Annotated in this window: 11 protein-coding genes; 10 read left to right on the top strand and 1 reads right to left on the bottom strand. The window is 64.1% G+C overall.

The genetic code is table 11. From position 1 onward, the window contains the following. The first annotated feature begins 67 nt into the window (after positions 1–67). The 9 genes from rhcC to C457_RS18090 all read left to right on the top strand — a co-directional run bounded on the left by rhcC (position 68) and on the right by C457_RS18090 (position 10,797). Positions 68–937: an L-rhamnono-1,4-lactonase gene (gene rhcC, locus C457_RS18130; protein ID WP_008096941.1), complete on the top strand. Its 870-nt coding sequence runs from the start codon at positions 68–70 to the stop codon at positions 935–937. Positions 938–1,120: 183 nt separating this feature from the next. Further along, on the top strand, positions 1,121–2,155 hold the full coding sequence (gene rhcE / locus C457_RS18125) for a 2-keto-3-deoxy-L-rhamnonate dehydrogenase (protein ID WP_008096940.1): 1,035 nt from the start codon (positions 1,121–1,123) through the stop codon (positions 2,153–2,155). A gap of 187 nt (positions 2,156–2,342) precedes the next feature. Then, a complete protein-coding gene (gene rhcD, locus C457_RS18120) occupies positions 2,343–3,548 on the top strand; it encodes an L-rhamnonate dehydratase (RefSeq protein ID WP_004972028.1) in 1,206 nt (401 codons plus the stop codon). Between the two features lie 2 nt (positions 3,549–3,550). Beyond that, the gene (locus C457_RS18115; protein WP_008096939.1) at positions 3,551–4,579 is read left to right on the top strand and encodes a TIGR03560 family F420-dependent LLM class oxidoreductase; all 1,029 of its coding nucleotides are present in this window, start codon (positions 3,551–3,553) and stop codon (positions 4,577–4,579) included. A gap of 215 nt (positions 4,580–4,794) precedes the next feature. Then, complete coding sequence (locus C457_RS18110) at positions 4,795–5,538, top strand: IclR family transcriptional regulator (protein WP_008096938.1); 744 nt, start codon at positions 4,795–4,797, stop codon at positions 5,536–5,538. A 40-nt stretch (positions 5,539–5,578) separates the two neighbouring features. Beyond that, positions 5,579–6,430, top strand: coding sequence for a 2,4-diketo-3-deoxy-L-rhamnonate hydrolase (gene rhcF / locus C457_RS18105; RefSeq protein WP_008096937.1), 852 nt, complete (start codon positions 5,579–5,581; stop codon positions 6,428–6,430). A gap of 51 nt (positions 6,431–6,481) precedes the next feature. Next, complete coding sequence (gene rhcB, locus C457_RS18100) at positions 6,482–7,279, top strand: L-rhamnose 1-dehydrogenase (RefSeq protein WP_008096936.1); 798 nt, start codon at positions 6,482–6,484, stop codon at positions 7,277–7,279. Between the two features lie 865 nt (positions 7,280–8,144). Then, entirely contained in the window at positions 8,145–8,768 is a 624-nt protein-coding gene (gene rdfA, locus C457_RS18095; protein ID WP_008096935.1) for a rod-determining factor RdfA, read from the top strand. 79 nt (positions 8,769–8,847) lie between these two features. Then, positions 8,848–10,797, top strand: a complete 1,950-nt coding sequence (locus C457_RS18090) for an archaea-specific SMC-related protein (protein WP_008096934.1) — start codon at positions 8,848–8,850, stop codon at positions 10,795–10,797. A 130-nt stretch (positions 10,798–10,927) separates the two neighbouring features. Here the strand turns inward: C457_RS18090 and C457_RS18085 are convergent, their stop codons facing one another. After that, complete coding sequence (locus C457_RS18085) at positions 10,928–11,692, bottom strand: IclR family transcriptional regulator (RefSeq protein ID WP_008096933.1); 765 nt, start codon at positions 11,690–11,692, stop codon at positions 10,928–10,930. Positions 11,693–12,054: 362 nt separating this feature from the next. Between C457_RS18085 and C457_RS18080 the strand changes: the two genes are divergently transcribed. Continuing rightward, entirely contained in the window at positions 12,055–13,467 is a 1,413-nt protein-coding gene (locus C457_RS18080; protein WP_008096932.1) for an amidohydrolase, read from the top strand. Positions 13,468–13,476 lie beyond the last annotated feature (9 nt).

The following is a 13,476-nucleotide window of genomic DNA, read 5'->3' as shown; positions in this document are numbered from 1 at the left end:
TCGACGGCACCCGTCTTAGCTCTTCGGCGGGTAAGATTTAGTACGGGGTCGCCCGTCATCGACTGTAATGATAGATACCCACACCCACGCGTGGGGAGCCGCGAGCCCGGAGCACCCGTGGACCAACGGCCCCATCTTGGACCTCGTGGACAGCTTCGACGTGCACACCGTCTACCCCGCCGAGCGCCTGCTCGCCGACATGGACCGAAACGGCGTGGACGAGGCGGTCGTCGTGGGCTACCCTATCTGCGACTGGACGGACAACTGGTACACCCGACGGGTCGCCGCCGAGTACGAGCGACTCCACGGCATCGTGATGCTCGACCCGTTCGCCGACGACGCCGTCGAGCGCCTCGACCGCTGCATGGAGACCGACGGCGTCCTCGGCTTCCGACTCGGCGCGGCCTGCCCGTACGACCGGATGTGGGAGACGTTCGACCCGAGCGTAACGTGGCTCCGAGAGAGCATCGAGGAGACCGCCTTTTGGGAGGCCGCGGTCGAACACGACGCCGCCGTCCAGATTCTCTGCGACCACGGCCAACTCGACCAGGCGCTCGAACTCGTCGAGGCGTATCCCGAACTCACTTACCTGTTCGACCACTTCGCTCACGCCGGTCCCGAGACGCCCACCGACGAGGGCACGTTCAGCCGGTTCGCCGACCTCGCGGAACACGACTCGGTCGCGGTGAAGGTCTCGGAAATCGTCCACATGTCGGACTCGGCGTTCCCCTACGCCGACATGCATGACCACGTCCGATGGCTCCTCGACACCTTCGGGCGCGAGCGGGTCGTCTGGGGCTCGGACTACCCCAACGTCAGCGACGTTGCCAGCTACGCCGAGGCGTGTAACTGGCTCAAGCAGGTCGACTCGCTGTCGGAGGCCGACCGGTCGTGGCTGACCGGGAAGTCGTTCCGGCGGCACGTCGACCTCGGGTGAGCCGCCGTCTTATGGTTCGTGCTGGCGGACACGGGGCGTGTCGCCGGATATAGCCGACAGCTCGCCCCGTGTAGCCGCGGCTTCAGCCGCGCTATCACCGAAATTCTCCGCCCGCACCCAAACATATTAATCGGTGTGTTCACATGGTGTAAACGAGACGAACCCACACGGTTATTCGCAACTATGAAAGCCATTATTCAGACCGGGCCGCGCTCGGTAGAGACACAGGAGCGAGAGGTCCCCACCCCCAGTGCAGACGAACTGCTCATCAAGGTCCACACGGCGGGCCTCTGCGGCAGTGACGCCCACGCCTACAAGTACGACGGCGGCTACGAGTGGATTCCCATCCCGCGTATCATGGGCCACGAGTACTCCGGGACGGTCACGGAAGTCGGTGAGAACGTCGAGACGTTCGAGGTCGGCGACAAGGTCGTCGAGGAGCCGATTCACGACTGCGGCCACTGTTTCCAGTGTCAGAACGGCCAGCCCAACGTCTGCCAGAATTTCTCTATTACGGGCATGCACCGCGACGGCGCGTACACGGAGTACGTCACCGTCACGCCCGAGCACGTCCACGCGGTGCCCGAGGGCGTTCCCCTCCGGCACGCCGCCATCACCGAGCCGACGAGCATCGCCACGCGCGCGGTCCTCGACCAGTCGGTGACGACGCCCGGCGACAACGTCCTCGTCGAGGGGCCGGGCCCCATCGGCATGCTCGTCGCCGCCGTCGCCGACTCCCTCGGCGCGAACGTCGTCGTCTCCGGGCTCGGACAGGACGCGGCGTATCGCCTCCCGCTGCTCGAAGACCTCGGCATCGACACGGTGAACCTCCAGGAGGAAGGCGGCCTCGACGAGCGGGTCGAGAGCCAGACCGACGGCATCGGCTTCGACGTGGTCTTCGACGCGACGGGCCACCACAGCGGCGTCGTCTCCGGGAACGACGTGGTCCGTAAGGGCGGCCAAATCGTCGTCGTCGGCATCCCGAACTCCCCGAGCGAACTCAGCCTCACGTCGACCGTCCGCGGCGAAGTCGACATCAACACCTCCTACGGCTCGACGTGGACCAACTTCGAGCAGGCGCTTCGCCTGATGGAGCGCGGTGAAATCGCGGTCGACAAGATTATCGACACCTCCTACAGCGTCGACGACCCGGCCGAGGCGTTCGAGGCGTTCCTCGACTCGGAGACCTGCAAGCCGGTCTTCCAGTTCGACGGCTGAAGCGACACGACAGCAGGCACCCCACCGAGGCGGCGCCGCCGCGTCACCGACCGATTCGAGTCTCACCGACCGACTGACGGCGGGCCGACCGACCGACGAACCAGCGGCCTCTCCGGGCCACAGGTCGCCCAACGACAGAAACTATTTTACCCGTGCCGATTGGATGTGAAGTCGTACCAAACAAATCATGGAGATTACAGACATCTCAGCGACGAAAATCAGTAACGAGTCGTGGGGCGAGTTCATCGAATTCCCGCTCGTCACCATCATGTCCAAGTACGACGAGTACCGCAACGTCGACGGCGAGAACCCGCAGGCCCGCCGCAAGTGGATGGGCCCCGTGGGTGACGTGGTCGTCGAGGTCGAGACGGACGCGGGCATCACCGGCGTCGGCGTCGGCAACTGGGGAACCGGTGCCATCGCCACCGTCGTCGAGGAGACGCTCTCGAAAATCGTCGTCGGCGAGGACCCGATGCAGCGCGAACTGCTCTGGGAACAGATGTACCGCGCCACGCTCCCGTTCGGCCGGAAGGGGGTCGCGGTCATGGCCATCAGCGCGGTCGACCAGGCGCTGTGGGACATCGCCGGGAAGGACGCCGGCAAGCCGGTGTACGAACTGCTCGGCGGCCCCACCAAAGACGAGATTCCCGCCTACGCGTCGAACCTCCACCCCGTCGACATGGAGAAACTCGAGCGCGAGGCAATCCAGTACGTCGAGGAAGGATTCGACGCGATGAAGCTCCGCTTCCTCCACGGCCCCGAGGACGGCCGCGCGGGCATGAAGAAGAACGAGGAAATCGTCGCGACCGTCCGCGACGCCGTCGGCGACGAAATCGAAATCGCGGGCGACGCCTACATGGGCTGGTCGGTCAAGTACGCTAAGGAGATGACCCAGCGTCTCGGTAAGTACGATATGGCGTGGGTCGAGGAGCCGGTCATCGCCGACGACATCTCCGGCTACGCCGAGGTCCGCGAGGCCGCGCCGATGCCGATTTCCGGCGGCGAGCACGAGTTCACCCGCTGGGGCCACGAGGACCTCCTCGAGGAGGGCGCGGTCGACATCCTCCAGCCCGACGTGGGTCGCGTCGGCGGCATCACGGAACTGCAGAAAGTCGCCGACATGGCCGAAGTCCACGACGTGCCCGTCATCCCGCACGCCGGTACGAACCCGACGCTCCACGCCATCGCCGGGCACACGAACATGCCGATGGCGGAGTACTTCCCGACCCCCGAGTGGTTCGAGGAGCGTCAGGAGAAACGCGAGTCGACCTACGCCGACGCCATCTTCCAGAACCCGCCGTCGCCCGAAAACGGGTCGATTCCGCTCCCTGACGAACCCGGTGTCAGCACCCAACTGAACCGCGAAGCGCTCGAACACTTCGCCATCGAGTAACGATGTCTGACATCAGCTTCGAGTACAACGTCCCCGTCTTCGCCGGCGCGCCCGACGAGGGGACCGAGCCGACGCACCGCGACACCCCGGAGTACGAGGCGCTCGACTGGGAGACGACCAAGATGGGCGTCCAGAAGGCGGAGGAACTCGGCTTCGACGCGGTGTGGGCACCCGACCACCTGCTGTTGGGCCGCGACCACGCCGAGTACGAGTGCTGGACGCTGCTGTCGGCCATCGCCGGTTTCACCGAGGACATCAACCTCGGCTCGCTCGTCCTCTGTAACGACTACCGCAACCCGGCGCTCGTCGCCAAGATGGCGGCCACGCTCGACGTGATTTCCGACGGGCGGCTGGAACTTGGCCTCGGCGCGGGCTGGCACGAGCCGGAGTACGACGCCTACGGTTGGGAGTACCGCGACGGCTTCGAGCGCCTGATGCGGCTCGACGAGTCCATCCGCCTCATGAAGCGCATGTGGGCCGCCGGGACCGACGGCGCGAGCTTCGACGGGAAGCACTACCAGATCGAGGACGCCTACTGTGTCCCCGGGCCCGTACAGGACCCCCACCCGCCCATCCTCGTCGGCGGGCAGGGTGAGGAGGTCACGCTCAAACTCGTCGCCAAGCACGCCGACGTGTGGAACACCGACGTGTTCAACGGCGACGTGGAGACGCTCGAACACAAAATCGGCGTCATCGAAGACCACTGCGAGACCGTCGGCCGCGACCCCGACGAAATCGAGTACTCGTGGGACGGCCACGTCATCTGCACCCGCGACGAGGAGAAGTTCGACCGCCTGCTCGACCTGATGACGCCCATCCAGTTCGAAGCGGAGTATCAGGACCAAGCGCCCATCGTGACCGAGGAAGACGCTCGGGAGTACTTCATCATGGGAACGCCAGAGGAGTGCGCGGAGGCCATCGAGCGCCGCATCGACGCGGGCGTGACGAAGTTCCAAGGCTGGTTCATCGACTTCCCCGACACCGACGGGATGGAGCTGTTCGCGGACGAAGTCATCCCGCAGTTCAGCTGAGACGCCCCGCGGGTCGCGCTCGCGTCTCCCTCGGGCACTCGTTTTCTTTTTGCCACCCTCGCGTCATACGTCTACCTGACTACCCACAATATCTGAATTATCTAAATGATTCAGATAATTCAGATATTCCTCACATCGGCTCGTCGCTCGTAACGGCTACGCTATTTCCGGCCATAGCGGAAAGACATTTCAGGGATGAGGATTCATAACCAACTATGGCGAAGGACGTTCCGGTCAACGCGGTCAAAATCTCGCTCGAACTCGTCGACCTCCTGCGGGAACTCGACGGGGCGGGCGTCTCGGAGGTAGCCAAGCGGCTCGATAAGCCGACCAGCACGATTCACGACCACCTGCGGACCCTGGAGCAACAGGAGTACCTCGTCAAGGAGGGCGACACGTACTACGTCAGCACGCGGTTCCTCCAGTTGGGCGCTCACGCGCGGTCCCGCCAGAAGGTGTTCAAAATCGCCCGTCCCGAAATAAACGAACTCGCGCAGGTGACCGGCGAGCACGCGAACCTGATGATAGAGGAACACGGTGTCGGCGTCTTCCTGTACCGGTCGCGGGGCCCCGACGCCGTCCGGCTAGACACCCATTCGGGGATGCGTGTCCCCCTGCAGACGACGGCCCTCGGAAAGTCTATCATGGCGAACCGGCCGCGGGAGGAAGTCGAGCGAATCCTCGACCGCCACGGGTTAGAGGCGGTGACGGACCGCTCTATCACGGACCGCGAGGAGCTGTTCGACGTGCTGGAGCAGGTCCGCGAGCGCGGCTACTCGTACGACGACGAAGAGCGCGTCAAGGGCATGCGCTGTGTGGCCGCGCCGATACCTGTCTCTTATACACATCTCTNNTCAGAGATGTGTATAAGAGACAGGCGCGAACGTCATCGAGGTGAACCTGACGTACTCGTAGTCGGCGGGCCGCGGACCCATCCTCGCCGTCGCAATGCTGCGTAGAGCGCAACAGTTACGTATCACGGTGTGGCAGAGTGTAACGATGCAACTTGTTCGATACACCGCGGGCGGTGCCCCCGAATGGGGCGTCCACCGCGACGACGACGTCGTCCCGCTTTCCGGCCTCCGCGAAGACGTCACCGTCCAGAACCTGAACAGCCCCGGCTTCCTCACCGTCGTCGAGGACGCCGCGGACGCCGCCGAGGACCAGTCGGTCCCCGTCGAGGACGTAAAGCTCCTCGCGCCCGTCCCGCGCCCCGGAAAAATCGTCTGCGTCGGGCTCAACTATCACGACCACGCCGAAGAACAGGACGAAGAGGTGCCCGAACGTCCGCTTCTGTTCGGTAAGGCCGGCACGTCCGTCACGAACCCCGGCGACCCCATCGTCCACCCGGCGGCCATCGACGAGGTCGACTACGAGGTCGAACTCGGCGTCGTCATCGGCCAGACGGCCAAGAACGTGGACGCCGAGAACGCCTTCGACTACGTCGCGGGCTACACCGCCATCAACGACGTGAGCGGCCGCGACGCCCAGTTCGACGACGGACAGTTCTTCCGCGGCAAGAGCTACGACACGTTCGCCCCGATGGGGCCGACGTTCGTTCCCGAGGCCGACCTCGACCCGCACAACCTCGACGTCGCCTGCCGCGTCAACGGCGAGACGAAACAGGAGTCAAACACCTCCGAGTTCATCTTCGGCGTCGACGAGGTCGTCGAGTACATCAGTAACATCACCACGCTCCGACCCGGCGACGTGATCTCTACCGGCACGCCCGGCGGCGTCGGCATCTTCCGCGACCCGCCGGAACTGCTCGCGCCGGGCGACAGCGTCGACGTGGAAATCGAGGGCATCGGCACGCTTACCAACCCGGTCGTCGCCGAGCGCGACGAGTAACCGGCCGCCGTACAGCGCAATTATTTATACGATATCCCGGTACTACCGACTATGAGCACGCACACAGACACCCGATTGAGAGATAGGCATATCGTCGTCACCGGCGGCGCGCGTGGCATCGGCCGCGGTATCGCGGTCCGCTGCGCCCGCGCGGGAGCCGACGTATCGATTTTCGACACGAAGCCCGAGGTGGCCGCGGAGACGGCCGAACTCGTCCGCGAGGCGGGCGGTGAGGCCGAGGTGTACGAGGTCGACGTGACCGACGCCGAGGGCGTCGAAACCGCCGTCGACGCCGCGGTCGAGTCGCTCGGCGACATCCACGGCCTCGTGAACAACGCGGGCGTTCAGCAGGCCATCCCGCTTCTCGAAACGACCGAAGACGACTGGGACCTCCACTTCGAGGTGAACGCCAAGGGGACGTTCCTCGTCTCCAAGGCCGTCGCCGCCCGGATGGTCGACCGCGAAATCGAGGGGAGCATCGTCAACATCTCGTCGGTCGGCGCGGAGCGGCCCTTCGCCGGACAGGGCGCGTACGGCGCGTCCAAGGCGGCCGTTCTCGCCTTCACGACCGTGCTGGCGAAGGAACTGAGCGACCACGGCATCACCGTCAACGCGCTCAAGCCCGGCACCGTCGAGACGCCGATGGTCGAGGCGTGGCTCGACGAACACGCCGAGCAGTCGGGCAAGTCGCCGGACGAAATCCTCGCGGAGACGCTCGACGTGCACATCCTCGACCGAATCGGCCAGCCTGAAGAAGTCGGTCACGTCGCGGTCTTGCTCCTCTCCGAGGAGGGTGACTGGATAACCGGCGAGTCAATCGCCATCGACGGCGGCTACCTCAAGCAATAGCGCGCATTTCGACGGGTTTCGAGGCGTTTCACCGCCACCACCACCACCACCACCACCATCACCGCCCGCGTCCCGTTTCACCCGCTTCGATACGTCCCCTTCGTCGACTGCTGTCCGGGACACTGGTACGGCCGAGATCGGTGCTTTAGCTTTCAACACGTCGGTTTCACATCGGCGGTCACTACGGGCGATTCTCATCCGGCATCGTCGGACGTCTTTTGCGTAGTACCCCCCGGCAGTCAGTCGCTCCGGAGGCCCGACGCGAACTGACGCGACGGCGCGGAGCCGGGGTGCTCGAAATATCCGTGCCGAGCAGTATCGACCCGCCCGCGGAACGTCGCCGACGCCGCGGTGTCTCCCGGTCGCCTTCGAGCATCGGCGTCGAACCGGCGGATTCGGGCGGGGATTCACACCCGATTCACAACGGTTGCCAAGTACATAATTATTATATAGGTGTGATTCATAGTAGCACATGGTCGGAGCAATCTGACCCATGTGTGATCAGCATCCCGTGCAACCAGCACGATAGCCATCAGTACGTCAGTCATACTGTACGCGCGGTAGCCCCCACCGAGTACGCCTGCCCAACTGGTACTCATGAACGCGTGGGGTGGCTACCTCATCGAGCACAACGTCCCATTGATGCTCCATTTTTCGGCTGTTTCCCGTCGGTTACGTAGCATCTGCATTCTCGACTCACGTTTCACGCTACTGCTCGGTCTCGCGTGAGTCGCCCAATCCGATCCCATCTCATCCGACATTACCGGACATGTCCGGCTCAATTCTGACGAACGCGCCTCACCGAGTGTGGCGAATCGCTCTCCAAACCTGAAGATATTTTACGTTACCGTGTGAATCACGGGTAATGGGTACCGACCAAAGCACGAACCGTCGCCTAAGCAAGGTAGAACGGGTCATCGAGACGTACGACTTGGACGGATTCGGCGAGCGCCTCGCCGACCGCTGGACGGCTCCCGAGGACAGCGACAGCCTCCGTGACCTCGCGGACCTGATGAACGAGAAGGTGCTCGACGCCGCGCTCCGCGAGGCGGGCGAGGACGTTCTCGAAGGTGAGGTAGAGAACCTCTACACGCTCCTCACCGGGGACGAGACTACTGAAGGGATGCGCGTTCAGGCGAAGAACACACTCCAATCTCGCGGCGTCGACGTCGACCAACTGCTCTCCGATTTCGTCTCTCACCAGGCGGTCTACACCTATCTGACGGAGATTCGCGGCGTCTCGAAAGAGTCCTCGTCCGGGAACAGAATCGACAACGTCGTCGAGTCCATCCAGCGGCTCCGCGGTCGACTGGTCGCGGTCATCGAACAGAGCCTGAGTTCGCTCCGTAACACGAGCAAGCTCCGGCTCGGCGACTTTGACGTCCTCGTGGACACGCAGGTGTACTGCCGGGACTGCGGGACGCAGTACGAGGTTATCGAACTGCTCCGTCGCGGCGGGTGCGACTGCGACGAGGACGTGTCGAACTAGCGGCTTACATAATTAGTTCTGTCACATTCTGTTCGATTCAACGGATGATTTTATATTGGAGCACCTATTGGGTCAAGGTATGAGTTCAGAACAAGTGTCGAAATCCAAAGTCCACCTTTCGGTCGAGAACATCGGTGGCATCGACAACCTGTCAACGTCGTTCGAGCCGGGTGTGACGGTTTTGGCGGGACGGAACGCCACGAACCGAACGTCGCTTTTGCGGTCCATCATGGCCGCCCACGGGAGCGACGACGTGGCGCTCAAGGGCGACGCCGACGAGGGTTCGGTCGAGCTCACTATCGGCGACGAGACGTACACCCGGACGTTCGAGCGACAGGGCGACACGGTCATCTCCGGCGGAAACCCCGTCCTCGACGACCCGGACCTCGCGGACCTCTTCGCGTTCCTGCTCGAGACGAACGACGCCCGACAGGCGGTCGCACGCGGTGACGACCTCCGCGACCTCATCATGCGTCCGGTGGACGTCGAGTCCATCAACGAGCAGATCGAGTCGCTCCAGCAGGAGAAACGCGACATCGCCGACGAACTCTCGACGCTCAGCAACCTCTCGGACCGCCTGCCGCAGCTCGAACGCCGGCGGACGAAACTCGAAGACCAAATCGAGGAGAAGGAAGACGAGCTCGCCGAGAAAGAACAGGAAGTCGAAGAGTACGACGCCAGCGTGAGCGAGCGGCAGGAAGTCGAGAGCGAGCTCGAATCTAAGCTCGGCGACCTCCGGAGCAAGCGCCGCGACATCAACGACGTGGACCGCCGCATCGAGACGGAAAAACAGAGTCTCGACGCGCTCGAATCGGAAGAGGACGAACTCGAGGACGACGCCGAGGACCTCCCCGAAGTCGCGGGCGGCAGAATCGACGAAATCGAGTCCGAAATCAGCCGCCTCCGGACGCGTCGCCAGCAGATTCAGTCGACCGTCAACGAGCTCCAGTCCGTGATTCAGTTCAACGAGGAGATGCTCTCTGGCACCTCCTCGGACGTCGTGGACGCGCTCCGCGACGCCGACGACTCCGGCGGCAGCGTCACCGACCAACTGCTCGGCGACGACCAGGTCGTCTGCTGGACGTGCGGTTCCGAGGTCGATAAGTCCGAAATCGAGGGCACGCTCGAACGCCTCCGAACGCTCCGCGAGGACAAACTCGAGGACAACCGCGAACACCGGGAACAGCTCTCCGAACTCGAAGACGAGAAGTCCACCTACGAGCGTCGCCAGCGCGAGCGCGACCGCATCGAGCGCCGCCTGTCCGAAATCGAAAGCGAGCGCGAGACGCGCCAAGAGCGCATCGAGGAGCTCAAATCCGATCGCTCGGACCTCGAAGACGAAATCGACTCGCTCGAACAGACCGTCGACGAACTCGAAAGCGAGGAACACGGCGACCTGCTCGACCTCCACCGCGAGGCGAACCAGCTCGAATACGACCTCGGTCGCCTCCGCAGCGACCTCGAGGACGTCGAAGACGAAATCGCTGACATCGAGCGCAAACTCGACGAGCGCGACGAACTCGAAGCGGCCCGCGAGGACATCGAAGACGAACTCGCGGAGCTTCGGACGCGCATCAAGCGCCTCGAATCCGAGGCCGTCGAGGAGTTCAACACCCACATGGACGACGTGCTCGACGTGCTCGAGTACGACAACCTCGACCGCATCTGGATCGAGCGCACCGAAAAGCGGGTTCGGGAGGGCCGAAAGAAGGTCAAGAAGTCGGTGTTCGACCTCCACGTCATCCGGACGAACGAAGACGGCGTGAGCTACGAGGACTCCGTCGCCCACCTCTCCGAGTCCGAGCGCGAGGTGACCGGCCTCGTGTTCGCGCTCGCGGGCTACCTCATCCACGACGTCTACGAGACGGTTCCGTTCATGGTCCTCGACTCGCTGGAGGCCATCGACTCGAACCGCATCTCGCGGCTCGTCGACTACTTCGCGGACTACGCCGACTACCTCGCCGTCGCCCTCCTCGAAGAGGACGCGCAGGCCGTCGACAGCGACTACCCGCGCTACTCACCGGCGTAACGTCGCCGCCGGGTTTATCTCTCGTTTTTTCGCACCCGCGTCGAGACGCACTCCGAGCGGAGCGCCCTGTTTCGATTTACACTATTAGGTGTGTCACGAGTCGGGTGAATCCGAAGGCCGCGGACCGCGCTCAAGAGAGCGCGATGCTCAGTTCGAGTTCCTCGGCGATGCCGAGGAGGACTTCGGTGAGACGGTCGAACTGCTCGCCTTTCATCCGATTGGACGGGCCGGCGACGCTCAGCGCGCCGAACACGTCGCCGTCCGGCCCCATGACCGGGGCTCCGACCGCGCGGACGCCGTCAATCTGTTCTTCGACGTTCAGCGCGTAGCCACGCTCTCTGATTTCGGCGAGTTCGTCGAACAGCGCCTCCTCGTCGTGAATCGTTTGGTCGGTTTCCTTCGGAAGTCCGACTCGCTCGACGATTTCGCGGACCCGCTCTGTCGGCATGTTGGCGAGGATAGCCTTCCCGCTCGCCGTCGAGTGGAGGTAGACGCGCTTTCCCACGGTCGACTGCGTCCAGACGCCGTGTTTTCCGGGCGAGGTGTGGACGTACACTCCTCGGCCGTGCTCTTCGACGGTGAAGATGGAGCGCCGCTCGGACTCCTCGGCGAGCACGTTGGTGTAGTGTTCGGCTTTCCCGAAACGGCGTTTCCGCGTCCGGACGAAGTTCCCGAGACCGAGGAAGCGAAGCCCGAGATGGTAGGTATCGCCCTCTTTGACCACGTATTCCTGTGCTTCGAGGGTCGTCACGTGGGTGTGTGCGGTACTCGGAGCGATGTCGAGTTCACGGGCGATTTCGGTCACGCCGGCACCGTCGCGTTCCCGGAGTAATTCGACGATTCTGAGGGTTGTAACCGTCGTTTTGAGCGAGCGGTCGTTCGCGTTTGTGGTCATTACCTGCGGGTCGTCACCACGACACATAGTATTTTCGGCTCTCCCGAATGATATTTTCTAGATGACGAATCTGGGGCGTACCGACGCCGGAACGAGTCGTTTGTGAACGATACGCACGAGATGTGCTCGATTCGGCGGATATCACCCCGTCCTTGGTTCGGCGAGCGAGACAATCGAAACCGGGGGACAGCGGCTCGAACGTTCCGGATATCCGGTGCTACGCCGCTTTCTCGGTTTCGGCGTCTCCCACCGTTTACATTCGTCCCTCGTGAATCACAATCTCAAACCCGAATATGGCGCCTGAACGTCCACCGCTCCGGAAGTGTTATTATGGTTTCTCCAGTCGAAGCACACGAGACGCAATGAATCACAACGAGACGTTCGAGACGGTCGAGTCGCTGGAGGCGGAACTCGTCTCGCTCACCGAGTCGCTCTGGGAGACGCCCGAACTCGGGCTTCACGAGACCGAGTCAGCCGAGTTGCTCTCGTCGGTTCTCCGCGACGCCGGGTTCGACGTCACCGAGGGTCTCGGTGGGATGCCGACGGCGTTCAGCGCGACCTACGGCGAGGGCGAACCGCACGTCGGCATCCTCGGCGAGTACGACGCCCTCCCCGGACTGTCGCAGACGGTGTCGTCGAGCAGGGAACCTGTCGAGGCCGGCGCGCCGGGCCACGGCTGCGGACACAACCTCTTCGGAGTCGCCGGCGTCGGTGCTGCCCTCGCCGCGAAGCGCGCCATCGACGATGGCCGGGCCGAGGGGACGGTCACGTTCTTCGGCTGTCCTGCCGAGGAGATACTCGTCGGCAAGGTGTTCATGGCCCGCGACGGGGCGTTCGACGACCTCGACGCCGCGCTCACGTGGCACCCGAGCCACCTCAGCGCCCCGTTCATGGCTCAGACGCTCGCGATGAACTCCGTCGAGTACACGTTTCACGGCGAGTCGGCCCACGCCGCCGACAGCCCCCAGTCGGGTCGGAGCGCGCTCGACGCGGTCGAACTGCTGAACACCGGGTCAGAGTTCATGCGCGAGCACGTCTCCGACGACGCCCGCATCCACTACACCATCCCCGACGGCGGCGGCGCGCCGAACGTCGTCCCCGCGGAGGCGACGGCGTGGTTCTACGTTCGCGCGCCGACCCGCGGCGAGGTGGACCGCATCACCGACTGGCTCGACGACGTGGCCGAGGGCGCGGCGCTCATGACCCAGACGACGGTGTCGCGGCGGTTCCACACCGGCTGTTACGACTACGTGGCGAATCACGCGCTGTCGGATACACTGCTGGAGAATATGCGACTTGCCGGTCCCATCCCGTACACCGACGAGGACCGCGAGTTCGCGGCGGAGCTTCAGGAGACGCTCTCGGCCGAGACCATCGAGGCGCGGACGGCGCAACTTCCGGAGGACCGACGCGAGGCGGCGCGCTCGTCGGTGCTGTATCCCGACGCCCAAGCCTCCTACGACGTGGGGACAGTGCTCAACGGCTCCACGGACGTCGGCGACGTGAGCTGGATTACGCCGACCGCGCAGTTCTGGGCGGCGTCGTGGCCGGTTGGGACGCCGTCGCACACGTGGCAGGCGGTCGCCGCAAACGGGAGCTTCGGGTCGAAGGCGGCCGTGTACGCCGCGAAAGTCCTCGCGGCGACGACGCTCGACCTCTTTTCGGACGAGGCGTTGGTGGCGTCGGCCCGCGAGGAGTTCGAGGCGTCGGTGCCCGGTGAGTACGAGTCGGCGCTTCCGGAGGGGACGGAACCGCCGTTCCACCTCACGCTGTAAGCGGTAGTC

This window comes from Haloferax prahovense DSM 18310 (assembly GCF_000336815.1).
Taxonomy (GTDB): domain Archaea; phylum Halobacteriota; class Halobacteria; order Halobacteriales; family Haloferacaceae; genus Haloferax; species Haloferax prahovense.
The sequence above is the reverse complement of the archived record's forward strand: the minus strand, read 5'-3'. Positions and strand labels throughout refer to the sequence as shown.